This is a genomic window from Mycobacterium sp., from assembly GCF_035314905.1.
Taxonomy (GTDB): Bacteria; Actinomycetota; Actinomycetes; order Mycobacteriales; family Mycobacteriaceae; genus Mycobacterium.
The window spans coordinates 1-25,660 of the sequence record NZ_DATFYW010000087.1; the positions used below are offsets into that span (position 1 = coordinate 1).

Here is a 25,660-nt window from a genome sequence, read left to right on the forward strand (position 1 = left end):
TCGGCAACGCCTCCGCCTTCGTCACCACCCGCGGGTTGGTGAACGTGTGCGTCCTGCCGTAGTGCTTGATCCGCCCGCCGCCGGCGGCATCGAGGTTTTTCACCCAGTCGCGGTTCGGGCCGTAGGTGAGCAGAATCGCCAGCCCGTCGCCGGTGGTGAATACGTTCACCGGTGTGCGGTATTCCTTGCCGGAGCGCCGTCCCCGGTGCCCGATGATCCCCATCCCCGGCACAAAACCCGCCCACATGCGCTGAATCGGGTTGGTGAAGTAACGGTTGAATTCGGCCAGCCATTGCGGGAGTCGCATATGACAATCAAACTCGCCGGCCTCGCCGAATCACAACCCGCACCGACCGAATTGCGGGTCGAACGGGGAGCAGTCCGATCGGCAGACGGTGCCGCCGGTGGGCACATCGAGCGACACGAAATACGCGACGATGGCAAACGAGCCATTGCGGGCGCTGAGCGGGGTCGGCAAGACTCTAGGGTCATGGCCTATCTAAAGCCGCCGTGGTTCACCGTGAACGTGTTCAACAAGATCGCGATGGCCACCGGCGTCAGCAACAGCGAGACCCTGACGGTGACCAGGCGCGGCAGCAAGGAGCCACAGAAAACCCCGGTCATCACCGTCGACGTCGGCGGCACGAAGTATCTCGTCTCGACCCGCGGCGAATCGCAATGGGTGAAGAACGTCCGAGCCAACCCCAACGTGACGCTGACCAACAAGTCGGGCACGACAGGCTACGTCGCCCGCGAAACCCCCGAGCAGGATCGACAGCCGATTCTGACCGCCTACCGCGAGAAAGCGGGACGCGCCGTGGAGGGCTACTTCCGCCAACTGCCTCGCGAAACCGATCACCCGGTGTTCAGCCTGACCCCCAGTTCCTGACAACTACACCCTGTAGTCGAGGCGAAACTCGCGGGCTGGAACACTGGTGGCATGCGCAGTCCCGACCAGGCCGCCGCCGCGACCGCCAACAGCGAGCGGCTGTTCGCAGAGGCGTGCAAGGTGATCCCCGGCGGGGTGAACTCGCCGGTGCGCGCATTCACCGCCGTCGGCGGCACACCACGGTTCATCACCGAGGCCAGCGGCTACTGGCTCACCGACGCCGACGGCAACCGCTACGTCGACCTGATGTGCTCGTGGGGCCCGATGATCCTCGGCCATGCGCACCCGGCGGTCGTCGAGGCCGTGCAGCGGGCCGCGTCCGGAGGGCTGTCGTTCGGTGCCCCCACGCCGACGGAGACTGAACTGGCGACCGAGATCGCCCGCCGGGTGCCACCCGCCGAGCGAGTGCGCCTGGTGAACTCCGGCACCGAGGCGACGATGAGCGCGGTGCGACTGGCCCGCGGTTTCACCGGCCGGCCCAAGATCGTGAAGTTCGCCGGCTGCTACCACGGGCACGTGGACGCGCTGCTCGCCGATGCCGGCTCGGGCGTGGCGACACTCGCGCTGCCGTCCTCACCCGGCGTCACCGGCGCCACCGCCGCCGACACCATCGTGCTGCCCTACAACGACGTCGAGGCCGTGGAGCAGGCGTTCGCGCGTTTCGGCACCGATATCGCCGCGATCATCACCGAGGCCTGCCCCGGCAACATGGGCACGGTCGCGCCGCTACCCGGCTACAACGAAGCCCTGCGCCGCATCACCGAAGACGCCGGTGCGCTACTGATCAGCGACGAGGTGATGACCGGGTTCAGGGTGAGCCCGTCCGGTTGGTACGGGCTGGAGCCCGTCGTCGCCGACCTGTACACGTTCGGCAAGGTGATGAGTGGCGGCCTGCCCGCCGCGGCGTTCGCCGGCCGTGCGAAGGTGATGGAGCGGCTGGCGCCGCTCGGGCCGGTGTATCAAGCCGGCACGCTGTCGGGCAACCCGGTTGCCGTCGCGGCCGGCCTGGCGACCCTGCGCGCTGCCGACGACGCCGTCTACGACGCGCTGAACCGCAACGCCGACAGGCTGGTCGACCTGCTCAACACCGCGCTGGCGAAAGCAGGTGTGCCGCATGCCATCCCACGTGCAGGCACATTCCTGTCGGTGTTCTTCGGCGACCGCCCGGTCAAGGACTTCGCCTCGGCGCGGGCCAGCCAGACCTTCCGGTACCCGCCGTTCTTCCACGCGCTCCTCGACGGCGGTGTCTACGCGCCGCCGAGTCCGTTCGAAACCTGGTTCGTTTCGGCGGCTTTGGACGACGAGGCGTTTGATCGCATCGAAGCCGCACTTCCCGCCGCAGCCGACGCAGCAGCCGCAGCCCACCGGTCGGAGTTTTGATGGCCGAAACCACAACCGTGCACGTGCTGCGCCACGGCGAGGTGCACAACCCCGACGGCATCCTTTACGGGCGTCTGCCGGGATTCGTACTCTCCGACAAGGGCAAAGCCCAGGCTGAAGCCATCGCCGACGCGTTGGCCGGCAACGACATCGCTGTCGTGGTGGCCTCGCCGCTGCAGCGGGCGCAGGAGACCGCCGTGCCGATCGCCGCGCGCCAGGACCTCGAGGTGGCCACCGACCCCGACCTGACCGAGGCGGCGAATTTCTTTGCCGGCAAGCGCATCTCTCCCGGTGACGGCGCGTTGCGCGACCCGCGGGTGTGGTGGCAGCTGCGCAACCCGTTCAGGCCGTCGTGGGGTGAGCCGTATGCCGAGGTCGCAGCGCGCATGACCACCGCGCTGGAGAAAGCCCGCGCCAAGGCCGCAGGCCACGAGGCGGTGTTGGTCAGCCATCAGCTACCGATCTGGACGTTGCGGCGTCACCTCAGCGGCCGCCACCTGTGGCACGACCCGCGCCGGCGGCAGTGCGGCTTGGCGTCGCTCACGTCGTTTGTGTTCGCCGGCGACAAGCTGGCAGACATCCGCTACTCCGAGCCGGCGGGGAGCTGACCGGTGCGGCGGGTCCCGGTGCTGGCATGCACTGTGTTGGCGGCGTGGCTCACCGGCTGCTCCACCGGGCACGACGCCGTGGCCCAGGGCGGCACCTTCGAATTCGTCGCGCCCGGCGGAAAGACCGACATCTTCTACGATCCGCCCCAGTCCCGCGGCCGCCCCGGGCAACTGGCCGGTCCGGACCTGATGGACCCCGCGAAGACGGTGGCACTCGACGACTTCGCCGGAAAGGTCGTCGTCGTCAACGTCTGGGGACAGTGGTGCGGGCCGTGCCGGGCCGAGGTCTCCCAGCTGCAGCGGGTGTATGACGCCACCCGCGCCCAGGGCGTCGCGTTCCTCGGCATCGACGTGCGCGACAACGAGGGTCAGGCGGCGCGCGACTTCGTCGTCGACCGCAAGGTGACGTACCCGTCGATCTACGACCCGGCGATGCGGACGATGATCGCGTTCGGCGGCAAATATCCCACCACCGTGATCCCCTCCACGCTGGTCCTGGACCGCCAGCACCGGGTGGCGGCGGTGTTCCTGCGCGAACTGCTGGCCGAGGATCTGCAGCCCGTCGTTGCGCGGGTGGCCGCCGAGGCCCCGCCGAATCCGAGTCCCCAATGACCGGGTTCGCCGAAACCGCCGCGGCCGGGCCGCTGCTGCTGGCGCTGGGAATCTGTGTGGTAGCTGGTTTCGTCTCGTTCGCATCGCCGTGCGTGGTGCCGCTGGTGCCCGGTTACCTGTCGTATCTGGCGGCGGTGGTCGGTGTTTCGGAGGAGCCCGGCGTTGTCGCTGTGCGCACCGCGAGATGGCGAGTCGCCGGGTCGGCCGGGCTGTTCGTGGCGGGCTTCACCGCCGTGTTCGTGCTCGGTACGGTCGCGGTGCTCGGGATGACCACGACGCTGATCACGAATCAGCTCCTGCTGCAACGCATCGGCGGGGTACTGACGATTGTGATGGGCCTGGTGTTCGTCGGCTTCGTCCCGGCCCTGCAGCGGCAGGCGCGGTTCACGCCCCGGCAGCTGTCCACGCTCGCCGGCGCGCCGTTGCTGGGGGCGGTTTTCGCGCTGGGCTGGACACCGTGCCTCGGGCCGACGCTGACCGGTGTGATCGCAGTGGCGTCGGCAACTGACGGCGCCAGCGTTGCCCGCGGCGTGCTGCTGGTCACCGCCTACTGCCTCGGTCTGGGCATCCCGTTCGTGCTGTTGGCGTTTGGTTCGGCGCGTGCCGTGCAGGGCCTGGGCTGGCTGCGGCGGCACACGCGCGCCATTCAGATCTTCGGCGGCGTGCTGCTGATTCTGGTCGGCGTCGCGCTGGTGACCGGTGTCTGGAACGACTTCGTGTCATGGCTGCGCGACGCCTTCGTGAGCGATGCGAGGCTCCCGATTTGAGAACGCTTGTGGCGTGGGGACGCAACACGTGGCGCGCGCTGACGTCGATGGGCACCGCGCTGGTGTTGCTGTTCCTGCTCGCCCTGGGGGCCGTGCCCGGTGCCCTGCTGCCGCAACGCAGCCTCAATGCGTCCAAGGTGGACGAGTACGTGGCGAAGCACCCGGTGATCGGGCCGTGGCTGGACCGCCTGCAGTTCTTCGATGTGTTCTCCAGCTTCTGGTTCACCGCGGTCTACGTCCTTCTGTTCGTGTCGCTGGTCGGCTGCCTGCTACCGCGGACGGTCGACCATGTGCGCAGCATGCGAGCCACGCCCGTTGCCGCGCCGCGCAACCTCACCCGGTTGCCGAAGTACGACACCAGGCAGGTCGCCGGTGACCCCGACGGGGTCGCGGCGGCGGTCAACGAGCGGCTGAAGGGCTGGCGACGGATCACCCGGCGTGACGGCGACACCGTCGAAATCTCCGCGGAGAAAGGCTATCTGCGCGAGTTCGGCAACCTGGTCTTCCACTTCTCGCTGCTGGGCCTGCTCGTCGCCGTCGCGGTGGGCAAGCTGTTCGGCTACGAGGGCAACGTGATCGTCATCGCCGACCGTGGCCCCGGATTCTGCTCGGCCTCGCCCGCGGCGTTCGACTCGTTCAAGGCCGGCAACACCGTCGACGGCACCTCGCTGCACCCGATCTGCTTGCGGGTCAACGACTTCGAGGCGCGCTATCTGCCGACCGGCCAGGCCACGTCGTTCGCGGCCAACATCGACTACCAGGCCGGCGGCGACCTGGCGTCCGGCACCTGGCGACCCTACAAGCTCGAGGTCAACCACCCACTGCGTATCAGCGGTGACCGGATTTACCTGCAGGGCCACGGGTACGCCCCGACCTTCACGGTGACGTTCCGCGACGGGCAGACCCGCACCAGCACGATCCAGTGGCGACCCGAGGATCAGCGCACGTTGCTGTCGTCGGGCGTCGCGCGCATCGACCCGCCCGGCGGCACCTATCCCGACGCGCTGGAGCGCCGCAAGCACCAGATCGCGATCCAGGGGCTGTTCGCGCCGACCGAACAACTCGAAGGCACGTTGCTGTCGTCGAACTTCCCGGCGCTCAACGAACCCGCTGTGGCCGTCGACATCTACCGCGGTGACACCGGGCTCGACACCGGGCGCCCGCAGTCGCTGTTCAACCTCGACCCGGAGCTCATCGACCAGGGCAGGCTGACGAAGGTCGCGCGGGTGAACCTCCGCGCCGGCCAGCAGGTCGGGCTCGGCGACGGGACCGTGGTGCGATTCGACGGGGCGGTGCCGTTCGTCAACATCCAGGTCTCCCACGACCCGGGACAAATCTGGGTCCTGGCGTTCGCGCTGGCGATGATGGCAGGCCTGCTGGCGTCCTTGGCGATCCGCCGCAGGCGCATCTGGGTACGGATCGGAGCCCCGGGGCCGCTGACATCACAGATTGCAGACGCCGACCTGCCCGGTACGGTGAACATCGAGCTGGGCGGCCTGGCGCGTACCGACAACTCCGGTTGGGGCGACGAGTTCGAGAGGCTCTGCGAGCGGCTGTCCCCTGCCGGCGGGAGGTGCCCCCCGAACGGGTTTGACGCGCCGACGGCCGCCCCGGCGGTGGCCGGAAGGGAAAGTGAGATGCACGCCAGATGAACACAGTGCACGTCGACATCGGCCTCGCCCGATACTCCGACTGGGCGTTCACGTCCGCCATCGTCGTGCTCGTCGGCGCGCTGATGCTGCTGGCCGTCGAGCTGGCCTACAACCGCAGCCGCAAGGCCGAACAGCGGGAGCTCTCCCCCGCCGGAGGCGGGAGGTACCCGCACGCGGCGGGTGTAGCTGCCGACAGCGCGATGCCGGGCATCGTCATCGACGCGCCGCGGCGGCCAATCGACGAACGCGTCGGCAAGGCCGGACTCGCACTCGTGTACGTCGGCATCGGGCTGCTCGCGGCATGCATCGTGTTGCGCGGCCTGGCCACGATGCGCGCCCCGTGGGGCAACATGTACGAGTTCATCAACCTGACGTGCCTGTCGGGTCTGGTCGCCGCGGCGATCGTGCTGCGTCACGGGCAATACCGTGCGCTGTGGGTGTTCGTCCTGCTACCGGTGTTGATCCTGCTCACCGTTTCGGGCCGCTGGCTGTACACCAACGCCGCGCCCGTCATGCCCGCGCTGCAGTCGTACTGGCTGCCGATCCACGTGTCGGTGGTCAGCCTCGGGTCCGGCGTGTTCCTCGTCGCGGGCGTGGCCAGCATTTTGTTCCTGGTCAAGATGTCAGCGCTGGGCCGACCGGATGCCGACGGAGCTGTCGCGCGCGTCGTGGCGCGCCTGCCCGATGCCCAGACGCTTGACCGGATCGCTTATCGCACAACTATTTTCGCGTTCCCGGTGTTCGGTTTCGGGGTGATCTTCGGCGCCATCTGGGCTGAGGAAGCATGGGGCAGGTACTGGGGCTGGGATCCCAAGGAGACGGTGTCGTTCATCGCCTGGGTGGTCTACGCCGCGTACCTGCATGCCCGCTCGACAGCCGGCTGGCGCGACAAGAAGGCCGCCTGGATCAACGTCGCCGGATTCGTGGCCATGGTGTTCAACCTGTTCTTCATCAACCTGGTGACGGTGGGCCTGCACTCGTACGCAGGAGTCGGCTAGGGGCTATGGTCATTGGTCAGAAAGCCAGCGACGTAGGGGGTCAAACGCGTGTCTGACGGTTTCGACACCGGCGGCTTTCGCGCACAGCAGCGATTCACCGACCCCACGCTGGGCGGCCGGCACGCTGAGCATGTGCCGCCCGAGTGGACGGCGCCCACCCCGCCGACCGGGTTGCCGACGGGATTCCCGCAGCCGGCGAACCCGCCCTGGCAGCCGCCCCCGCCTCCAACGTCGAAGGACCTGTCCATCGAGACGCTGATGCGCCCGGTCCCGCCGCCACCGTCCGCAGGCTGGCGAAAGTGGCTGTATATGGCCTCGTTCAAGCTGATCAACGTCGGCGAGAGCGCCAAGGCAATCAATCACCACAACCTGGTCGCGCGGGTAAACCAGCCGCTGCACGGCTGCTACCGGATCGCGCTGCTGAGCCTCAAGGGCGGCGTCGGCAAGACGACAATCACCGCCACCCTGGGCGGGACTTTCGCGTCGATCCGAGGTGATCGGGTGGTCGCGGTCGACGCAAACCCGGACCGCGGCACGCTGAGCGCCAAGGTGCCACTGGAAACCCCCGCTACCGTGCGTCATCTGCTGCGCGACGCGGAGGGCATCGAGCGCTACAGCGACATCCGCGCTTACACGTCGCAGGGCCCGAGCCGGCTGGAGGTGCTCGCCTCGGAGAGCGACCCGGCCGTGTCCGAAGCATTCAGTTCTGACGACTACCTGCAGACCCTGGATATCCTGGAACGCTTCTACAGCCTGGTGCTCACCGACTGCGGCACCGGCCTGATGCACTCGGCAATGTCAGCCGTGCTGGCCAAGGCCGACGCGCTGATCGTGATCAGCTCCGGCTCGGTCGACGGCGCCCGCAGCGCCTCCGCGACGCTGGACTGGCTCGATGCGCACGGCCACCAGGACATGGTGCGCAACTCGATCGCCGTGATCAACGCCGTGCGCCCCCGGTCGGGCAAGGTCGACATGCACAAGGTGGTCGACCACTTCTCCCGGCGATGCCGCGCGGTGCGGCTCGTCCCGTTCGACCCGCACCTCGAGGAGGGTGCGGAGATCCACCTGGAGCGGCTGAAACGAGAAACCCGCGAGGCGTTGATCGAACTGGCGGCGGTGGTGGCCGACGGCTTCGCCGGTGCTGACCGGCGCGACTTGTTCGGCTAGGCGTCACCGCCTTGGCTTGTCCCGCGGGTTGTCCGGACCGCGACCGAGTCGCCACAAGAAGTCGGGATCGTCGTCGGGCCCGATCACCCGTGTCTTCGGCCGGCTGTCCTTGGCGCGCATCATCCGCCAACCGGCGTAGATCAGACCTGCGACGATGAGCAAGAGCAGCAAGAACAGCACAAATACCTCCTTGGTCCGAATATACGCGTGTCGGTAGGCTCGGGCGGTGCCCGAAGAGGTGTCCACGCCGCGCATGATCCGGGATGTGATCGTGTACGCCGCTGCGCGGCTTCTGCTGGCGGCCGCGCTCGCCGCGCTGATCTACGGCGCCGCAAGGCTGCTCGGCGTCGATGACTTTCCCGTCTACGTCGCGGTCGCGTTCGCGATCGTGATCGCCCTGCCGCTGGGTATCTGGATCTTCACCCCGCTACGCCGCCGCGCCACCGCAAGCATGATGGCGGTCGACGAACGCCGCCGCCGCGCGCGCGAGCAGCTGCGCGCGCGCCTGCGCGGGGAGTCACCGGACTAGGTGGACTGCCCAGGTTTCGGAAGGGACAGAGAGTGTTTCGACGTCGGCACCAGAACTCTCGGCCGGAGCCGTCGTGACCGTCTTTCTCCTGGCAGCTTTCACCGCACTGGATACCCAAAGGCGTGCAGTGACCACGTTGTTCTGACCGGCGATCGTTACCTGCCGAAGGCCAACGCCGAGGCGACGGCCACCGACCACACCAGCATCGTCAGACCGGTGTCGCGCAGCACCGGAATCAACTCCGCGCCGCTGTGCGCCCTGCGCACCGGCGCGGCGGCCCGGACGGCCAGTGGCGCGGCAACCAGCCCGGCCGCACACCACGGCGTCGCGACGATCAAGGCCAGCGTCAGAAGCCCAGCCACAAGAAGCAGGACCTGGTACAGGAGCCGCGTCGCCGCGTCGCCCAGACGCACGGCGAGCGTCATCTTGCCGGAGCGGCTGTCGGTTGGAATGTCACGCAGATTGTTGGCCACCAGCACCGCCGACGACAGCGACCCCGTCGCGAACGCCAACACAACCCCGACCCAGTCGATCCGCAGCGCCTGCACATACTGCGTGCCCAGCACCGCGGCCAGCCCGAAGAACACGAACACCGCGACCTCGCCGAAGCCGCGGTACCCGTACGGCCGCGAGCCGCCGGTATAAAACCAGGCGCCGAGCAGACACACCGCCCCCACGGCGATCAGCCACGGCGCGCTGGTCAGCGCCAGGGCCAGCCCGGCCGCCGAGGCGAGCACCAGGCTCACCACCGCTGCGGTCAGTACCGCGCGCGGCGCAGCCAGGCGCGACCCCACCAGCCGGATCGGGCCGGACCGATCGTCGTCGGTGCCGCGGATGCCGTCGGAATAGTCGTTGGCGTAGTTGACCCCGACGATCATCCCGACGGCGACCACCAGCGCGAGCACCGCTTTCCACCACACCATCGAATGCAGCCACGCCGCCGCGCCCGTCCCGGCGATCACCGGCGCCACCGCGTTCGGCAGGGTGCGCGGGCGGGCACCCTCGACCCACTGCGCGAATGTGGCCACGCGGCGATCCTTTCATGGCGCATAGCCCAGAATGGTCGGCATGCTCGGAGTCATCGGCGGCAGCGGCTTCTACACGTTCTTCGACGAGGCCGCGCGCAGCATCCACCTCGACACCCCGTGGGGGCAACCGAGCGGCGCCATCACCATCGGCAGGGTCGGCGACCACGAGGTGGCGTTCCTGCCGCGGCACGGCCTGCACCACGAGTACTCGCCGCACACCGTGCCGTACCGCGCCAACATGTGGGCGCTCCGGGCGCTGGGTGTGCGCCGCGTCTTCGGGCCGTGTGCGGTCGGTTCCCTGACCCCGAAGCTCGGCCCCGGCGCGATGGTGGTGCCCGACCAGCTCGTCGATCGGACCACCGGCCGCGAGGACAGCTACTTCGACTCCGGCGGCGTGCATGTCAGCTTCGCCGACCCGTACTGCCCGACGTTGCGCGAGGCCGCGTTGGTGCCGGGCGTGCAGGACGGCGGCACGATGGTCGTCGTGCAGGGCCCGCGGTTTTCCACCCGGGCGGAAAGCCAGTGGTACGCGGGCCAGGGCTTCACGCTGGTGAACATGACCGGCTATCCCGAAGCCGTTCTGGCCCGCGAGCTCGAAATGTGTTACGCCGCAATCGCCCTCGTCACCGACCTGGACGCGGGCATCGACGCCGGAACCGGGGTGCGGGCCGTGGACGTGTTCGCCGAGTTCGACAGAAACCTCGGCCCGTTCAAGCAAGTGGTGCTGGAGGCCATCGGTGGGGTGGTTGCCGAGCGCACCTGCACCCACTGCCTGCCGCACGAGGGTGTGACGTTGCCGATCGAGTTGCCGTGAGGGTACTGCTGACCGGTGCGGCCGGCTTCATCGGATCGCGGGTGAAAAGGGCACTGGAAGCCGACGGCCACGACGTCGTCGGCGTGGACCTGATGTTGCCGGCCGCGCACGGCCCCGCCGGCCAGCCGCCGCCGGACTGCCACCGTGTGGACGTCGCCGACGCCTCCGCCCTCGCCCCGCTTCTCGCCGGTGTTGCCGTAGTGTGCCATCAGGCCGCGATAGTGGGCGCCGGGGTCGATGTCGCCGACGCTCCGGAATACGGCAGGCACAACGACTACGCGACGACCGTGCTGCTGGCGCAGATGTACGCCGCGGGATGCCGTCGGCTCGTCCTGGCGTCATCGATGGTGGTCTACGGGCAGGGGCGTTACGACTGCCCCGACCACGGTGCCGTGGAACCGATGCCGCGGCGCCGCGAAGACCTGGACGCCGGAATCTTCGAGCACCGCTGTCCGATCGGCGGCGAGGAGCTGTCCTGGCGGCTGGTCGACGAGGACGCGCCGCTGCGTCCGCGCAGCCTTTACGCCGCGAGCAAGACCGCGCAGGAGCACTATGCGCTGGCCTGGGCCGAGGCCGCACACGCGTCCGTCGTGGCGTTGCGGTACCACAACGTCTACGGTCCCGGCATGCCGCGTGACACCCCATACTCAGGCGTCGCCGCGATATTCCGTTCCGCGCTCGAAAAAGGTGAAGCGCCAAAGGTGTTCGAAGACGGCGGCCAGATGCGCGACTTCGTCCACGTCGACGACGTGGCTCTCGCGAACGTCGCAGCACTGAACCACTGCGAGGCCGGCTTCGTCGCCGCCAATGTCTGCTCAGGGCAACCCATTTCGATCCGCGATGTGGCCGAGCAGCTGTCTGTCGCCAGCGGCGGCCCCGCACCGCAGGTCACCGGGCAGTACCGCAGCGGCGATGTTCGCCACATCGTCGCCGATCCGGTGCGCGCGAAGAAGCTGTTGGGCTTCAGCGCGACGATCCAGCCAAGAGCCGGATTGCGGGAGTTCGCCAAGGCGCCGCTGCGCGATTGACTCGTTGCCTGTCTTTTCGCTATTCGTCGAACGTGATCCGCACCGAGATCGGATCGCTCTGAAGCGCCCGCATCGCGGCGGCGGTCGCCGCGCCGGCGATCTTGCCGCGGGCGAAGCTGCGGGCGCGGGCGCGAACGTCGTCGTCGGGCACAAACACCGCGCTGCCGGTGCGCCAGCGGCCGTTCACCTTGACCCGCACCCGCGGGTCGGCCGTGATGTTGTGCGCCCAGCCGGATCGGTGGCCGTGCTGCGAGATCAGCCAGACGCCGTCGTTGTCGGCACTGCCGGTCAGCGGGACTTGCCGCGGCTGTCCCGACTTGCGCCCGGTGGTCTCCAGCTCCACCACCAGTGCCGAGCGGATGCCGGCGCGGTCCAACGCCGCGACCAGCGGATTGACCACGATGCGGCCCACATTTCGCTCGAATCTGAATTTCCGTACGCCTGTGGCAGCCATCGTGCACCCTTTCCGCGGATTAGGTGAACAACGTTAATAGAATGATCACTCAACTACAAGAGTCAATCGTCCGACGCCAGCGGCAGCCGCACCTCGAAGCGAGCGCCGTCGCCCAGGTTGTGGGCTGAGAGCGTGCCGCGGTGGGCCTGCACCAGGCCTGCCGCGATCGCCAGCCCAAGCCCGGAACCGCTGGGCAGCGACGGGTCGCTGCGCGGCACCCGTCCGTTCGAGCCGCGGTAGGCGACGTCGAAAACCCGGGGCAGGTCGGACTCGTCGATGCCGACGCCGGTGTCGTCGACGCGTGCGAACGCTCCGTTCTCGTCGGCGCCGAGCGCCAGCTCGACCCTGCCGCCCTCCGGAGTGTGTGCGATCGCGTTGGCCACCAGGTTCGACAGCACCCGAACCAGTGCGCGGTCACTGCCGACCACGCGCACCGGCTCCGCGGGCAGAGTGGCGTGAAGTGCGACCCCGGCACGCTCGGCGGCGATCCGGTGCGCGGCGAGCACGTCATCGACCACCTCGTCGAGAGCCACCTTGTCGTGCGGCAACCTCACCGCGCCCGCGTTGATCTTCGACATCTCGAACAGGTCGTCCACCATCTCCGATAACCGGACCGACTCCTGCTCAATGTGTTTGGCGTGTACCCTGATTTCGTCATCGGGAACCACGCCGTCGGCGATCGCTTCGGACACCGCGCGTATCCCGGCAAGCGGTGTGCGCAGGTCGTGGCTGACGAACGCCACCAGGCGCCGCCGTGACTGTTCGGATGCGCGTTCAGCGTCGCGAATTTGTCTCTCCCACACTGTCCTTCGCGCTTGGTAACGCGCCATCATGACCGCAGTCGGAATCGTCACCACCGCGACGATCACCAGCACCACCGCGGTCTGCTCGAACGTCTGGGTGATCATGAACCCGCTCGCGCCCAGTACACCGGTGAACGTCGCAAGGGTCGGAATCAGCACCAGCACCACCATGCTGACGGCCAGCGACCACGACCTCGCCAGCCGGATCACCAGCCACCCGGCGAGCACCACCGGCAGCGTGCAGGCCACCGCCAAACCGAGGATCTCAGCGATGTCACGCGTTTGCACGGCCGTGCCGTCCGTTCTTCGCGCGAGCACTCATCGCGCGTCCTGCCAAAGATACCCTCGCCCCCATACGGTTTGGATGCGGTGGTGGTCGCCAAGCTTGGCACGCAACCGCTTCACATGCACGGTGACCGTCGACAAATCGCCGAACTCCCACCGCCACACCCTCTTGAGCAGCTCCTCGCGGGAGAACACCGCACCGGAGTGGGTCAAGAAGAACAGCAGCAGATCGAACTCGCGATTGGTGACGTTGACGGGTTGACCTGCGACGTGCACGGCCCTGGAGGCGGTGGAAACCGTCAGGTCGCCGAAGGTGATCTCCATCGGCAGCGCGGTCGCGGGCGCGGGGGCGCGGCGCAGCACCGACCGCACCCGCAACGCCAGCTCCCGCGGGCTGAACGGCTTGGTGACGTAGTCGTCGGCGCCGGCCTCCAAACCCGCGATGCGGTCGTCCTCTTCGCCGAGCGCCGTCAACAAGATCACCGGTATCGGGTAGCCGCCGCGCTGGCGCAGGCTGCGGCACAGGGTCAACCCGTCCGGCCCGGGCATCATCACGTCGAGCACCGCGACGTCGATGCGTTCGGTGCCCAACAGGCGCAACGCCTCGGTCCCATCGTCGGCGACGCTGACGTCGAGGCCGTCCCGTTCGAGGTAGCGGCGTACGACATCACGCACCACCGTGTCATCGTCGGCGATGAGCACACGCGCGTTCACAATTTACGAGGTTAGCCTGGCAGGCCGTCGACCTGCGGTGATGTCACTGATTTGTCACCGATAACCAACACCGCCGCATGGTGGGGTGATTAGTCTCGGGACACATGCCCGACTGTCCGGTCACGGTGGTGTTGCCCTGCCTGAACGAGGAGGCATCACTGCCGGGGGTACTGGCCGGTATTCCGCCCGGCTATCGGGCCCTGGTCGTCGACAACAACAGCACCGACGCCACCGCGCTGGTGGCGCGCCGCCATGGCGCGGATGTGGTGGTCGAAACCCAGCCCGGCTACGGGTCGGCCGTGCACGCCGGAGTGGTCGCGGCGACGACGCCGATCGTGGCCGTGCTCGACGCCGATGGATCGCTCGATCCGGCGGAGCTGCCGTTGATGGTCGCCGAACTGGATCGCGGCGCGGACCTCGTGACAGGCCGTCGACGCCCGGTCAGGGGCCTGCGCTGGCCGTGGCACGCCCGGCTGGGTACCGCGGCGGTGTCGTGGCGGCTGCGCACCCGATACGGCCTGCCCGTACACGACATCGCCCCGATGCGGGTCACACGCCGCGACGCGCTTCTGAAACTCGGTGTGCGCGACCGCCGGTCGGGGTATCCGGTGGAGCTGTTGATGCGCGCCGCCGCGGCCGGATGGCGTGTGGTCGAACGCGATGTCGGCTATGGCCCCCGTACCGGCGGGAAGTCAAAGGTCAGCGGGTCGTTGCGCGGTAGTTTCATTGCCGCCGTTGACTTTTGGCGGGCCATCTCATGAAGCCGCTACCGGTCGCGCTTCTCGTGGTAGCCAAGGCGCCGGTCGCCGGGCTGGCGAAGACCCGGCTGGCCGCGGCGGTCGGCGCTGAGGCGGCTGCCGACATCGCGGCCGCTGCCCTGCTCGACACACTCGACGCGGTGGTGGCCGCACCGGTGAGCGCGCGCGTCGTGGCGATGACGGGCGATCTCGACGAGGCCCGAGCCGGGGACGAAATCCGCGAACGGCTGCAGGCATTCACCGTGGTCCCGCAGCGCGGGGGGGATTTCGCCGACCGGCTGGCCAACGCACACATCGACGCTGCCGACGCCGCCGGGGGAATGCCGGTGCTGCAGATCGGGATGGACACCCCGCAGGTCACCGCCGAGCTGCTGACCCGGTGTGCCGAGGCGCTGTTGGGCGCGCCCGCGGTGCTGGGCATGGCCGCCGACGGCGGATGGTGGGTGCTCGGCGTGCGGTCGGCGCGGACGGCCGATGCGCTGCGCGGGGTGCCGATGTCGCGGGGCGACACCGGAGCACTGACGTTTGCCGCGCTGGCCAGCCGGGGTATAGGAGTGACGCTCGTCGACGAGCTTCGCGACGTGGACACGGTGGACGACGTGGCCCCCGTGCGCCGGGCCGGCGCGGCCGACTCCCGATTTGCGCGGGTGACACGAACGGTGGGGGTGTGAGGTGCTGGGCAACCTGTACGACCGAGCGCTCGTCGGCGAGCGGTGCTGGATCCGTCACGACGATGGGTGTGTGCACCGGCTGCCCGTTCGCAGCTGGTTGGGCGGCCGCGGCGCCGACGAGGCCTTCGACAACCACGTGGTGGCGATGTGCAACGGCCCGACGATCGACTTGGGCTGCGGCCCGGGCCGTTTGGTTGCACACCTGATCCGCCGGGGAATACCGGCGCTGGGTGTCGACCAGTCGGCGACCGCGATCCAGCTGGCGCGACGGAACGGGGCGCCCGTGCTCCATCGCGACGTGTTCGAGCCGCTGCCCGGCGTCGGCCGGTGGGAGACCGTGCTGCTGGCCGACGGCAACGTCGGGCTCGGCGGCGACCCGCACCGGATACTGGCGCGTGCACGGGAGTTGCTGCGACGCAGCGGTCGATGTCTGGCCGAATTCGAACCCTGTATCACGGGAGTGCGGCTGCGGTGGGTGCGGCTGGAGTCTCCCCACACCGTCGGGCCTTGGTTTCGGTGGGCATCGGTTGGGGTTGACAGCGCCTGGCGGCTGGCCGAGCAGGTCGATCTTGCGGTGACAGAGGTTCATCGGGTGGGGGAGCGGGTGGTGGCCAGCCTGGTGCCGGCCTGAGCAAGAATCAACGAGTAATTCGCCTGTGCACCAATATATTTCGGATCGCATACAGAACGGCACTGATGCCGAACATTGCCGCGGTGAGCAGGAGCCACCGGCCCAGGAACGGCTCTTGGGTTTGTCCCGTCGCGGCGACGTATGTGGACTTGCCCTGTTGGATGATGCCGGGGAGGAAGACCAGCAGCGTCAGGCCTGACGCGAGCGCGGGGACCCGGATGTGGTTCAGCGCCGGAACCAGAGCTTCGCCGCGGCGCCGGCGGCGGCGCTGCGCCGGAATGGCCAGAAGCCGGTCGGCCAGCGCGTACACCGGGAACAGAACCAGGTCGTGCAGGACGATCGCCGCGGCGAACCACACGGCGATCGACTGCCACCAGACCTGCGGGTTCCACAGGGTCACGGGCTTGAAGGTGGCCACCACGTAGCCGGCGAGCGCGAAGCCGGCCAGCATCGTCAACAGATGCAGCGGATGGGATCCGTAGAGGTCGCGGTAGCGCGTCAGCAACGAACGCATGTCAGCGACCCGCGAAGTCGATCGAGGCCACCCACTTGGTGTTGTGCACACCGGGGAGCGCGGGGACGATGATCCGCGCCGGGTAGCCGTGGTCGAGGGAAAGATCGGCACCGTTGACACCCAGTGCGAGAAGTGCATCAGGATCGCTGATCTGATTCGCCTGCAGGACGGCATGATTGAACGCGCCGAAGCGCTCCAGGGACGACACCAGGGCTGAGCGCGGGTCCGGCACCCCGGCAAGCCGCGCGAGGTCGGCAAGCCGCACCCCACTCCAGGTCTCGGTGGTGGACCAGCCCTCCACGCAGGCGATCGGCAGCCGTGCGGTGTGTTGAGGCATCGCCATCAGCGTCTTTCGGTCCAGCACCACCGGGGCGTGGCCGCCCAGAAGCGTCAGCCGCCACGAATCCCCGGTGCCCGCCGGGGCAATCGCGGCAGCCGCGGCGGTTCGGTTGATTTGAAAGTCGTTCGGGCCGTTGCCGTGATCGCGGCCGCGGGGAAGCAGCAGCGCGGCGCGGCGCGTGAAGCCGCCGAGGGTCTGCCCGGCCGTTATCACGGCCAAGAACAGGGCGCCGCCGCCCACCAATGCCAGCGCACCGCGGCGGCTCATCGTGGCCGGTGCCGGATCGACGGCGACAAGCCCATCGGGATCGAGTGGCTCCGGCAAGGTGGCGGCGCGGTTGGTGCGCAACACGTCCCTCAGCGACATCGACCGCAGCGAGGTGACCATCCGCGGGATCTTCAGCGTGATGTGCATCAGGAAGCCGGCGATGAACACCCAGGCGCCGAAGTAGTGGGCGACATAGAAGTTGAACCCGAAGATGTAGTCGTACTGGATGTTGAGCACGCCGGTGACGATCTCGAACAGGATGCCGCCGACGAGCATCACCAGCGACACACGTTCGAGCGCTTGGGCGACCGAGCGGACGGGCGGCCGGGCGAACAGCCGCGGGATCACCGACCACAGCTTGGCGAGCACCACCGGGATCAGCACCAGGCCGAGCCCGACGTGCAGGCCCTGGGTCAGCCGGTACAGCCACACCGGACTGGTCGGCCAGTCGAAGGTCGGCAACTTGAGCCAGCCAACATCGGCGGGAATGGCCTGCCCGAACTGCGGCCCGTAAGCGATGTAGGAGAGCAGCCCGGTGATGATCACGATCGGCAGGGTGATCAACAGCGCCAAGCCGAACACGGAGGTCAACCATGGTCCCCGAAGCGGGCTTCGCCAGCGGTTCATTTTGTCCTACCAGTTGGTGTAGATGATGTGGTTGATCGCCAGGGCGCCGCCGACGTTGAACGCCAACCACCAGCGGTGTGACGAGCGCGGCAACAGCGCGGGCGCCGCCATCAGCCATACCATGAACGGCAGCCAGATGCGTTCGGTTTCGGCCTTGCTGAGCATGCTCAGGTCCGCGCAGACGATCGCGACCAACGCGGCGAGCACGAGCAGGTGCAGGCCGGATCGGCGGCGGAGAGCCGCGACGTCGAACACCTTGCTGATGCCCGCCACGCTGCCCAGGCCGATCGCGCAGACCACCGACGCCAGGTTGGCCCAGCTCCAGTACTGGAACGGGCGGTCGTTGGCGATGCCCTGCCAATAGCGCTTCTGCACAAGCGTGTAGCCGTCGAACCACCAGAAGCCGGCCCACGCGAACACCGCGACCACGGCAGCGACGGCCGATGTGGCGGCGGCCACGGCGACGAGCGCCGGCCGGGTTTCGCGGGTGGCCACGAGTACCGCCACGGCCAGCAGCACCATCAATGCCAGCCCGTAGTTCAGGAAGATCGCCCAGCCCAGCAGCAGCCCCCCGCAGACCGCCGTGACCATCGGAATGCGTGCCGTGCGGGTGGCCGCCAGCGCCAGCAACGCGATGCTCCATGCCGCCACCCCGGCGAAGTAAGCGTCGGCCGACACCGCGATCCAGATCGCCGTCGGTGCCACCGCGACAAACGGTGCAGCCAGCCGGGCGCTGGCCTCGTCGTCGAGTGCCCGCACCGCAACGATGACCGCGGTCGCCGCGCTCGAGCCGACCAGCACGCAGAATGTCGCGGCCCACGCGCCGCCGCCCAGTCCGATGCGGTCGAGCCAGACGAACGTCAGCAGCGCCCCTGGGGGATGCCCGGATACGTGCGTGATCCACGAGTCGTGTTGGAAGTCGGGGATCCGGCGAGCGAAACTGCGTACTGCATAGGGAATGTCGGTGATGGAGGGCACCTGCCGCAGGTACTCGTGCTGTGCGGTGAGCCGTCCCGTGTAGCCGCCCTTCCAGCCGTCGACCATCGCGAGCGAGAATGCCCACGCGAATGACGTGGCCCAGGTGGCGAGCGTCAGCGCGCGCCACGGCAGCCGTTGCGCGACCATCGGTCCCCAGATCACCGCGGCAAGGCCGATGGCTGCCGCGGCCGGGGTGCCCCAGCCGACGTGCGGGCGCCACCACCCGAATATCGGCGCAGTGTCAGCGAATTGATAGATCCGCGCGGCGTCGGCGTGAATCAGCGGCGTGACGATGCCCAGGTGCAGGTGTGGCACTGCGAATGCCACGGCCATCAGGGCTGCGGCGAGCGGGACTCCCACGGCTTCGCTGCGGATCTTCACGCGCCCAGCCTATGAGCGGCCACCGCGACTCGTGGCTGACGATTCGGTGACGATATCGCGCGGGTGGCGCATAACGACGCGTCCACGTGGGTAATCAGCTAATGAGGATGCCCATCATTTCAATGACGTGGCGGTGAGATGAGCGGAAACGGGTTGCAGGGTGGTGACCACCGTGTTCTGGCACCTGCCGTGACGTCACCGCGTAGCGCGTCCCCGACGGGATGAGGAATCGTTACAAGCAAGAGTAGTTCCAGGCGCCGAAGCAGGTCTACGGGCGGCTGAGCAGTGTGCCGAACTTCGCTGCAAGCCAGGGCTTTCTGCCTCCGGGCAGCAGCTTGCCCCGAACGACCGGTGCCCACTGGGGATCCGTCCGTAGCCGAGCAGCAGGAAGGCAACGGGATCCGCGGTGATGACGCAGTCGGCTTTGTCGCCGGCGGCGGAGATGTGCGCCGTGCCGCCATGCACCGCTAACCGGTACCGGCCGCCGCCACGCATCCGAAGCTCGAAGCTCGCGCGCAGACCTGCGCCTCGGGACGGGTGAACGTAGTGCGGTGCCATGCTGAGCACGCCCGGAATGATCAGCAATGCGTCTTCGCGACTGATCGACCATGGACGGTGCGCCGCGCGCGCGATGTCGAGCCCGTGGCGCCATGCTGATCGCGTCGCCGCCCAATCCCGCCGAGACCCGGCACGCGGTCTCCGGATCCATGCGCGCCGTGTTGAACGGATTCCGACAGCCTCGCCGGGATTGACCGCGCCATCGGTGAAGCGCCGCTGCGCGGCTGACCCCTCAATCTCGGCGAACGGCGCCGGGCCCGAAACGCGCTGCCAGAGCGCGGCGGTCCACCTTGCCGATACCGCGAAGCGGCAATTCGTCGACGGTGTGCACCTCGCGCGGCGCGGCGGTGACGTCCAGCGACCGCGCGACATGAGCGCGGAGATCCTCAAGCGTCGGCGGGTCGGCGCCCGGAGCGGTGATCACCACAGCGGCCACCCGCTGACCCAACCGAACATCGGGCACCCCGAAGACCGCACATTGAGCCACCGCCGGGTGGGTGGCCACGGCGGCCTCGACCACCTGCGGAAGCACGGTCAAGCCGCCGGTGCTGATCGCCTCATCGAGCCGGCCGTACACCCGAAGCACGCCATCGGCGTCGATGCTGCCCGCGTCGTCGGTGCGAAACCAGCCCCGCTCGGCGAACGGGTCGGGCGATGACCGGTTGCGGTACCCCTTCGCCAGTGTCGGACCGCCCAGCACCACCCGGCCGTCGTCAATCCGCACCCGCACGCCCTGAAGCGGCCTCCCGTCGTAGACGCAGCCGCCGGCCGTCTCGCTCATGCCGTATGTGCGCACCAACGGAACCCCGGCGGCCGAGGCCTTTTCGGCCACCGGCGTCGGCAGCGGACCGCCACCGATCAACACCGAGTCCAGCGAGCCCAGCGCGGCAGCGGCCGCCGGATGGTCCAGCGCCTTCGCCAGCTGCGCGGCGACCAAAGACGTGTAACGCCGACCGCCGCCCATCTCGGCGACGACATCCGGCAACGCCGCCACGTCGAAGCCTTCCGACACGTCCATCACCACCGGCGTCGTTGCGGCCTGCACACTGCGAATCAGCACCTGAATGCCTGCGATGTGGTGGGCGGGCAGCGCCAGCAGCCACCGGCCGGGCCCGCCGAGGCGCGAGTGCGTTGCCGACGCGCTCGCCGTCAGCGCCGCGGTCGTCAACATCGCCCCCTTGGGCATGCCCGTCGTACCCGACGTCGACACCACCAAACCGACGTCGTCGTCGATGCCCGAGCCGACCCGCAAAGCCTCCGTCAGCAAGTTCTTTTCGCGCGCATCAAAGGCCGGCACCGGCAGCAGCGCAGCATCGCCTGCCAGCATCGCCTCCAGAGCGGGCAAAACGCGAAGGACTTCCGGGCCGGCCGGGACGTCGAGGGCACGCAGGGTGGCTATCCGGCGTCCTCGCCGTCTCGTGGATCGTCCAGCGGCCAGCCCTTCGCGGCCAGTCGCTCCCGCACCCGCTCGATGTCCTCCGCGGTCGGCAGGTCGTCGGTGATCTGCGTGATCGCCACCCCGATGTCCACGTTGTCGAAGTCGCCCCTTCGCATGAGCTCGTTCGCGACAGCCTTCACCTCGTCCGTGCTCAGCCGCCGCGACAGCAGGGCGAGGACCGGGATGTAATCGGTCCGCGGAACCCCTTCGGGGTACCCGGCGCGCAACCAGTTGACGATCGCAGTCAGGAACCGGCTCATACGCCCCACCCTAGGGTCGAGAACCCCAAGTGGTCACTTACTTGCCGTGCTTGGCTCCGAGGATGTACCACCCGGTGTGGTGGGCGATGAAGTCGCGCGCGATGAACAGCACGCTGATGATGACCGCCGCCAGCACCAGGGCGAAGATCAGCCAGCCCAACACGAGCATCACCGGGTTGCGGTGGCTGACCGACCCGTCGTGGGCGACCACCCCGGCACCCTCCGCGTTCAGCCGTACCCCGACTGCGAACAACGCGGGCAGGCCGGCACCGACCAGCAGACCGAGGATGAGGATTTTCAAGGTTGCCATGTAGTTCCACCATGCACTCACGGTCGCTGCTGCCTTTCGCGGCTGGCGCCGTCGTGGCTGACTGACGCGGTCGGTGTAGCGGCAGCGCCCACAGGCGCCGCCTCGGCCGGCTCCTGCAAGTGCTTCTCGGTGCCGCTGGTGAGGTCGCCCTCCCACTCGGCGTTGACGTTCTTGGCGTTGATCGGCGCCCGCCGCGAGCGCAGCCAGATCGCGGCCGCTACCGCGACGAGCAGCAGGAATCCGACGGAGATCCCGGCGTATCCGCCGATGAGGTGGACGATCCAGTAAGTGACCGCGCCCACGATTCCGGCGGACGGAAGGGTGATCAGCCATGCCGTGGCCATCCGGCCGGCGACGCCCCAGCGGACCTCGGCGCCGGGCTTGCCAACGCCGCTGCCGAGGATCGAACCGGTCGCGACATGGGTGGTGGACAGCGCGTAGCCGAAGGTGCTGGACAGCAGGATGATCGCGGCCGACGACGTCTCCGCGGCCATGCCCTGCGGTGACTCGATCTCCACCAGGCCCTTGCCGAGCGTGCGGATCACCCGCCAGCCCCCGAGGTAGGTGCCGAGCGCGATCGCGCACGCGCACGAGAAGATCACCCACAGCGGCGGCATCGGGTCCCTGCTGCTCGCGGCGCCGTAGGCAATCAGGGCCAGGAAGATGATGCCCATCGTCTTCTGCGCGTCGTTGGTTCCATGGGCCAGCGAAACCAGCGACGCAGAACCGATCTGTCCGTAGCGGAAACCGGTGATGGTGCGTTTTTGGGGTACCCCGCGGACCGCCCGGTAGACCAGCCACGTGCCGGCGGCGGCCACCACTCCGGCGAGGAACGGTGACAGCACGGCGGGAAGAATGACCGACGAGACGAGGCCCCGCCAGATCACCCCGTGGCCACCGACGTGGGCGATCATCGCGCCGACGATGCCGCCGATCAGCGCATGCGAGGAGCTCGATGGGATACCGAGCAGCCAGGTGAGCAGGTTCCAGACGATGCCGCCGACGAGACCCGCGAAGACAAGTTCCAAGTTGACGAGGTGGGCATCGATGAGCCCCTTGGCGATCGTGGCCGCCACCGCGGTCGACAGGAACGCGCCGACGAGGTTCAAAACGGCCGACAGCCCGACCGCGGTTCTCGGCCCCAGCGCGCCGCTGGCAATCGAAGTGGCCATGGCGTTGCCGGTGTCGTGGAAGCCGTTCGTGAAGTCAAACGCCAACGCGGTGACCACCACGATGATCAAGAGGAAGAGCTGAAGGTCCACGGCCAAGATCTTGCGGGAGAGGTAACAGCAATGTCGATCAGATCTGCAAGAATTCCCTGGGCCGCCCTAACTGGTCGGACGGTGTTCGCCTGGCGTTAACCTCGACTGTCGCGGCGCAGCGGGTGCTCGGGCGGCACCTGCACGAAGATGAGCGTGACGCCGTCGGGGTCGATCACGTGCATCTCGTGCAGGCCCCAGCTCTCCTGGCGCGGCTCCCGCGCGATCGGCACGCGGCGGTCCGTCAGCTCGCGCTCCGTGGCGTAGATGTCGCGGACCTGCAGCCACAGTGTCCCACCGGCGTCCGGCCCGCCGTGGCCGGCCAGCTCGAGAAGCGACTGCCCGATGAAAAACACCGTGCCAGCGCCGTATTCGCGGAAGATGGCCAGCCCGATGCCGTCGCGGTAGAAGCCCAGCGAACGCGCATAGTCAGTGGGCCGGATCACGAACCGGCTGGCCAGGATCTCCATGCGCTCGTGTCTATCACGACGGCCATCACCGGCTCGGCTGAACGCGCTGCCGCTTCATGATCGCGTTGACCGTCTCCGGGCTCACGGTGTCGAGCGCCTTCGCTAACAGCGCCATCCGCGGCGCGATACGTACCGGCCGCCTGAGCGCGGCCGTGACCATCCACTCGGCCGCCTCCTCGGCGGTCAACGCCGGCAACCCCTGGTAGGCCTTTGTCGGGGCGATCATCGGCGTGGCCACCAGCGGGTAGTACAGCGTGGTCGAATGCACGCCCCGGCCGCCCCATTCGGTCCCGACAGCCCGGCTGGCCGCGCTCAGCGCGGCCTTCGACGCGTGGTAGACCGCGAACAGCTGGGAGGCCTCGCTCATCACGCCCCACGTCGCGACGTTGATGATGTGCCCGTCGCGGCGCTCGAGCATCCCCGGCGCCAACCCACGGATCAGCCGCAGCGGCGCAAAGTAGTTCAGGGTCATCGTCCGCTCGACGTCGTGCCAGCGGTCCAGGGACTCGGCCAGCGGCCGGCGGATCGACTTGGCGGCGTTGTTGATCAACACGTCCACGCCGCCGAGGCGGTCCTCGACCGTCTTCACCAATCGATCGATCGCGTCGAGGTCAGACAGGTCGCAGGGCAGCGCGAACGCCGAGCCGCCGGCCGACGTGATCCGCTCGACCAGCGCGTCGAGAAGGTCGCCGCGCCGGGCGACGACGACGACCGTCGCGCCGCGGCGGGCGAACAGCACCGCGGCGCTTTCACCGATGCCCGACGACGCGCCGGTCAGCAGGATCCGCTTGCCGGTCAGCTCGACGACGTCGCGGGCCGGCCGGTGCAGGTACAGCTGTTGGGCCAGTGGTGGGCGCATGCTGGCCAACGTCAGCGCGTCGCCAAGTCGCCGCAGCGGGTTTCTGCTCACGTGATCGTCAGCGTGTCACCGGTGACCATCACGGTCTTGGGCGGAAGCGGCTGCGTCGCCGGACCGTCGACGACCGAGCCGTCGGTGATGTTGAACTTGCTGCCGTGGCAGGGGCAGTTGATGGTGCCGTCACTTACGCTGCCCACGGTGCATCCCTGGTGCGTGCAGGTCGCGCTGAACGCCTTGAACTGGCCCGGCTGAGGCTGGGTGACCACGGCGTTCTGGTCTTTGACCACGATGCCGCCGCCCACCGGGACCTGGCTGACGGTCACGCCGCCGGATGCGGCCGCAGACCCGGACGTCGAGGTGGCGGTCTGCGACGTCGACGAGTGCTGGCCGCCGCACGCGACCAGCACCGCCCCCGCCCCCAACACGCCTGCGCCGAGAAGAACACCCCGCCGGGTCGCTTGTGGTTCCGTCATATCGTGCCCCCTTCTGGCCTTCCCCATCGTGGCAGAGACAACAACGCGGCGGACCCCGGGTCGAGTTCATCGCCGGAAACGCACTTTGCGATACCGGACTCAGAAATAGCGCGGGAACGGGCTCCAATCCGGGTCGCGCTTCTGCAGGAATGCGTCGCGGCCCTCGACGGCCTCGTCGGTCATGTACGCCAACCGTGTTGCCTCGCCGGCGAACAACTGCTGACCGACGAGCCCGTCATCGAGCAGGTTGAACGCGAACTTCAGCATCCGTTGGGCTTGCGGCGACTTGGCGTTGATCGCCGCGGCCCACTGCAGCGCGACGTTCTCCAGCTCGGAGTGGTCGACAACCTCGTTGACCGCGCCCATCTGGTGCATCTGCTCGGCGGTGTACGGCCGGCCGAGGAAGAAGATCTCACGGGCGAACTTCTGGCCGACCTGCCTGGCCAGATACGCGCTGCCGTAGCCGCCGTCGAAGCTGCCCACGTCGGCGTCGGTCTGCTTGAACCGCGCATGCTCGCGGCTTGCGAGGGTGAGGTCGCAGACGACGTGCAGGCTGTGCCCGCCGCCGGCGGCCCAGCCGTTGACCAGGCAGATCACCACCTTCGGCATGAAACGGATCAGCCGCTGCACCTCGAGGATGTGCAGGCGGCCGGCACGCGCGACGTCGACGGTGTCGGCGGTCTCGCCCGATGCGTACTGGTAGCCGGTGCGGCCGCGGATGCGCTGGTCGCCGCCGGAGCAGAACGCCCAGCCGCCGTCCTTCGGGCTGGGCCCGTTGCCGGTGAGCAGCACGACGCCGACGTCCGGCGACATCCTGGCGTGGTCCAGCACCCGGTACAGCTCATCAACGGTGTGCGGCCGGAAGGCATTGCGCACCTCCGGGCGGTTGAACGCCACCCGCACGGTCGGCTGCGCCGCACCCTCGATCACATGTCTGTGGTAGGTGATGTCGGTCAGGTCGCCGAAACCGTCAATGGGCTTCCACTTTGACAGATCAAAAGGGTTGTCGCTCAAGGCTTTCGGACTCCGTCCCTGTCGATGGTCAAGTCGCCGCGGCTGATCGTCATGGCCGGTGATGCGTTCGCTGTTCGACATATCGGCGACGCTACCCGTCACACCGGCGCGCCGTCGGCGGCCT

General features: G+C 68.5%; 31 protein-coding genes. 14 read left to right on the top strand and 17 right to left on the bottom strand.

Annotated features, from left to right (window positions below; all coding sequences use genetic code 11):
• Positions 1 to 307 (bottom strand): nitroreductase family deazaflavin-dependent oxidoreductase (locus VKG81_RS06470; protein WP_324395011.1); only part of this gene is annotated, 307 nt, incomplete at its 3' end.
• A 183-nt stretch (positions 308 to 490) separates the two neighbouring features.
• Between VKG81_RS06470 and VKG81_RS06475 the strand changes: the two genes are divergently transcribed.
• The 8 genes from VKG81_RS06475 to VKG81_RS06510 are packed head-to-tail and all read left to right on the top strand — an operon-like array spanning position 491 to position 8,073.
• Positions 491 to 889 carry a nitroreductase family deazaflavin-dependent oxidoreductase gene (locus VKG81_RS06475; RefSeq protein ID WP_324395012.1) on the top strand — a complete coding sequence of 133 codons (399 nt, stop codon included), beginning with the start codon at positions 491 to 493 and terminating at the stop codon, positions 887 to 889.
• A 51-nt stretch (positions 890 to 940) separates the two neighbouring features.
• Positions 941 to 2,269 carry a glutamate-1-semialdehyde 2,1-aminomutase gene (hemL, locus tag VKG81_RS06480; RefSeq protein WP_324395013.1) on the top strand — a complete coding sequence of 443 codons (1,329 nt, stop codon included), beginning with the start codon at positions 941 to 943 and terminating at the stop codon, positions 2,267 to 2,269.
• Positions 2,269 to 2,877 carry a histidine phosphatase family protein gene (locus VKG81_RS06485; protein WP_324395014.1) on the top strand — a complete coding sequence of 203 codons (609 nt, stop codon included), beginning with the start codon at positions 2,269 to 2,271 and terminating at the stop codon, positions 2,875 to 2,877. Before hemL ends, VKG81_RS06485 begins: the two co-directional genes overlap by 1 nt.
• A 3-nt stretch (positions 2,878 to 2,880) precedes the next feature.
• Positions 2,881 to 3,489: a TlpA disulfide reductase family protein gene (locus VKG81_RS06490; RefSeq protein ID WP_324395015.1), complete on the top strand. Its 609-nt coding sequence runs from the start codon at positions 2,881 to 2,883 to the stop codon at positions 3,487 to 3,489.
• Positions 3,486 to 4,256, top strand: a complete 771-nt coding sequence (locus VKG81_RS06495; protein ID WP_324395016.1) for a cytochrome c biogenesis CcdA family protein — start codon at positions 3,486 to 3,488, stop codon at positions 4,254 to 4,256. Before VKG81_RS06490 ends, VKG81_RS06495 begins: the two co-directional genes overlap by 4 nt.
• A 47-nt stretch (positions 4,257 to 4,303) precedes the next feature.
• A complete protein-coding gene (resB, locus tag VKG81_RS06500; RefSeq protein WP_324395047.1) occupies positions 4,304 to 5,908 on the top strand; it encodes a cytochrome c biogenesis protein ResB in 1,605 nt (534 codons plus the stop codon).
• Positions 5,905 to 6,906 (top strand): c-type cytochrome biogenesis protein CcsB, encoded by a 1,002-nt coding sequence (gene ccsB / locus VKG81_RS06505; RefSeq protein ID WP_324395017.1) that lies wholly within the window; start codon positions 5,905 to 5,907, stop codon positions 6,904 to 6,906. Before resB ends, ccsB begins: the two co-directional genes overlap by 4 nt.
• Before the next feature lie 48 nt (positions 6,907 to 6,954).
• A complete protein-coding gene (locus tag VKG81_RS06510; RefSeq protein WP_324395018.1) occupies positions 6,955 to 8,073 on the top strand; it encodes a MinD/ParA family protein in 1,119 nt (372 codons plus the stop codon).
• A gap of 3 nt (positions 8,074 to 8,076) precedes the next feature.
• Here the strand turns inward: VKG81_RS06510 and VKG81_RS06515 are convergent, their stop codons facing one another.
• Positions 8,077 to 8,253: a hypothetical protein gene (locus tag VKG81_RS06515; protein WP_324395019.1), complete on the bottom strand. Its 177-nt coding sequence runs from the start codon at positions 8,251 to 8,253 to the stop codon at positions 8,077 to 8,079.
• Between the two features lie 73 nt (positions 8,254 to 8,326).
• Here VKG81_RS06515 and VKG81_RS06520 point away from each other — a divergent pair, with 73 nt between their 5' ends.
• Complete coding sequence (locus tag VKG81_RS06520) at positions 8,327 to 8,602, top strand: DUF4229 domain-containing protein (protein ID WP_324395048.1); 276 nt, start codon at positions 8,327 to 8,329, stop codon at positions 8,600 to 8,602.
• A gap of 155 nt (positions 8,603 to 8,757) precedes the next feature.
• Here VKG81_RS06520 and VKG81_RS06525 read toward each other — a convergent pair whose 3' ends face one another.
• Positions 8,758 to 9,630: a 1,4-dihydroxy-2-naphthoate polyprenyltransferase gene (locus VKG81_RS06525; protein WP_324395020.1), complete on the bottom strand. Its 873-nt coding sequence runs from the start codon at positions 9,628 to 9,630 to the stop codon at positions 8,758 to 8,760.
• Positions 9,631 to 9,670: 40 nt separating this feature from the next.
• Here VKG81_RS06525 and VKG81_RS06530 point away from each other — a divergent pair, with 40 nt between their 5' ends.
• Positions 9,671 to 10,444: an S-methyl-5'-thioadenosine phosphorylase gene (locus VKG81_RS06530; protein ID WP_324395021.1), complete on the top strand. Its 774-nt coding sequence runs from the start codon at positions 9,671 to 9,673 to the stop codon at positions 10,442 to 10,444.
• Positions 10,441 to 11,472 (top strand): NAD-dependent epimerase/dehydratase family protein, encoded by a 1,032-nt coding sequence (locus VKG81_RS06535; protein ID WP_324395022.1) that lies wholly within the window; start codon positions 10,441 to 10,443, stop codon positions 11,470 to 11,472. Before VKG81_RS06530 ends, VKG81_RS06535 begins: the two co-directional genes overlap by 4 nt.
• A 19-nt stretch (positions 11,473 to 11,491) precedes the next feature.
• Here VKG81_RS06535 and VKG81_RS06540 read toward each other — a convergent pair whose 3' ends face one another.
• From VKG81_RS06540 to VKG81_RS06550, 3 genes are all read right to left on the bottom strand, one after another.
• Positions 11,492 to 11,926, bottom strand: coding sequence for a nitroreductase/quinone reductase family protein (locus VKG81_RS06540; protein WP_324395023.1), 435 nt, complete (start codon positions 11,924 to 11,926; stop codon positions 11,492 to 11,494).
• A gap of 62 nt (positions 11,927 to 11,988) precedes the next feature.
• A complete protein-coding gene (locus tag VKG81_RS06545; RefSeq protein WP_324395024.1) occupies positions 11,989 to 13,017 on the bottom strand; it encodes a HAMP domain-containing sensor histidine kinase in 1,029 nt (342 codons plus the stop codon).
• Positions 13,018 to 13,047: 30 nt separating this feature from the next.
• Positions 13,048 to 13,728 carry a response regulator transcription factor gene (locus VKG81_RS06550; RefSeq protein WP_324395025.1) on the bottom strand — a complete coding sequence of 227 codons (681 nt, stop codon included), beginning with the start codon at positions 13,726 to 13,728 and terminating at the stop codon, positions 13,048 to 13,050.
• Positions 13,729 to 13,832: 104 nt separating this feature from the next.
• On the opposite strand from VKG81_RS06550, the gene VKG81_RS06555 reads away from it, so the two are divergent.
• Genes VKG81_RS06555 through VKG81_RS06565 form a run of 3 tightly spaced genes read left to right on the top strand, consistent with a single transcriptional unit; the run spans position 13,833 to position 15,788 of the window.
• Positions 13,833 to 14,489, top strand: coding sequence for a glycosyltransferase family 2 protein (locus VKG81_RS06555; protein WP_324395026.1), 657 nt, complete (start codon positions 13,833 to 13,835; stop codon positions 14,487 to 14,489).
• Positions 14,486 to 15,157, top strand: a complete 672-nt coding sequence (locus VKG81_RS06560; protein WP_324395027.1) for a TIGR04282 family arsenosugar biosynthesis glycosyltransferase — start codon at positions 14,486 to 14,488, stop codon at positions 15,155 to 15,157. Before VKG81_RS06555 ends, VKG81_RS06560 begins: the two co-directional genes overlap by 4 nt.
• A 1-nt stretch (position 15,158) precedes the next feature.
• Positions 15,159 to 15,788, top strand: a complete 630-nt coding sequence (locus VKG81_RS06565; RefSeq protein ID WP_324395028.1) for a class I SAM-dependent methyltransferase — start codon at positions 15,159 to 15,161, stop codon at positions 15,786 to 15,788.
• 7 nt (positions 15,789 to 15,795) lie between these two features.
• On the opposite strand, the gene VKG81_RS06570 is transcribed toward VKG81_RS06565, so the two are convergent.
• The 11 genes from VKG81_RS06570 to VKG81_RS06620 all read right to left on the bottom strand — a co-directional run bounded on the left by VKG81_RS06570 (position 15,796) and on the right by VKG81_RS06620 (position 25,536).
• Positions 15,796 to 16,302, bottom strand: coding sequence for a hypothetical protein (locus tag VKG81_RS06570; protein WP_324395029.1), 507 nt, complete (start codon positions 16,300 to 16,302; stop codon positions 15,796 to 15,798).
• A 1-nt stretch (position 16,303) separates the two neighbouring features.
• Complete coding sequence (locus VKG81_RS06575) at positions 16,304 to 17,536, bottom strand: molybdopterin-dependent oxidoreductase (protein WP_324395030.1); 1,233 nt, start codon at positions 17,534 to 17,536, stop codon at positions 16,304 to 16,306.
• Positions 17,537 to 17,542: 6 nt separating this feature from the next.
• Positions 17,543 to 18,847: a hypothetical protein gene (locus VKG81_RS06580; RefSeq protein WP_414685185.1), complete on the bottom strand. Its 1,305-nt coding sequence runs from the start codon at positions 18,845 to 18,847 to the stop codon at positions 17,543 to 17,545.
• An 838-nt stretch (positions 18,848 to 19,685) separates the two neighbouring features.
• Positions 19,686 to 20,852, bottom strand: coding sequence for an o-succinylbenzoate--CoA ligase (gene menE, locus VKG81_RS06585; RefSeq protein ID WP_324395049.1), 1,167 nt, complete (start codon positions 20,850 to 20,852; stop codon positions 19,686 to 19,688).
• Positions 20,849 to 21,151 carry a DUF3349 domain-containing protein gene (locus VKG81_RS06590; protein WP_324395032.1) on the bottom strand — a complete coding sequence of 101 codons (303 nt, stop codon included), beginning with the start codon at positions 21,149 to 21,151 and terminating at the stop codon, positions 20,849 to 20,851. The genes menE and VKG81_RS06590 overlap by 4 nt, the downstream gene beginning before the upstream one ends.
• 37 nt (positions 21,152 to 21,188) lie before the next feature.
• Positions 21,189 to 21,482 (bottom strand): hypothetical protein, encoded by a 294-nt coding sequence (locus VKG81_RS06595; RefSeq protein ID WP_324395033.1) that lies wholly within the window; start codon positions 21,480 to 21,482, stop codon positions 21,189 to 21,191.
• Positions 21,479 to 22,723, bottom strand: coding sequence for an inorganic phosphate transporter (locus tag VKG81_RS06600; protein ID WP_324395034.1), 1,245 nt, complete (start codon positions 22,721 to 22,723; stop codon positions 21,479 to 21,481). The genes VKG81_RS06595 and VKG81_RS06600 overlap by 4 nt, the downstream gene beginning before the upstream one ends.
• Before the next feature lie 95 nt (positions 22,724 to 22,818).
• Positions 22,819 to 23,190, bottom strand: a complete 372-nt coding sequence (locus VKG81_RS06605) for a VOC family protein (RefSeq protein WP_324395035.1) — start codon at positions 23,188 to 23,190, stop codon at positions 22,819 to 22,821.
• A 25-nt stretch (positions 23,191 to 23,215) separates the two neighbouring features.
• Complete coding sequence (locus VKG81_RS06610; RefSeq protein ID WP_324395036.1) at positions 23,216 to 24,100, bottom strand: SDR family oxidoreductase; 885 nt, start codon at positions 24,098 to 24,100, stop codon at positions 23,216 to 23,218.
• Positions 24,097 to 24,522 (bottom strand): Rieske (2Fe-2S) protein, encoded by a 426-nt coding sequence (locus tag VKG81_RS06615; protein ID WP_324395037.1) that lies wholly within the window; start codon positions 24,520 to 24,522, stop codon positions 24,097 to 24,099. The genes VKG81_RS06610 and VKG81_RS06615 overlap by 4 nt, the downstream gene beginning before the upstream one ends.
• Before the next feature lie 99 nt (positions 24,523 to 24,621).
• Entirely contained in the window at positions 24,622 to 25,536 is a 915-nt protein-coding gene (locus VKG81_RS06620; protein WP_324395038.1) for a 1,4-dihydroxy-2-naphthoyl-CoA synthase, read from the bottom strand.
• Positions 25,537 to 25,660: the final 124 nt, after the last annotated feature.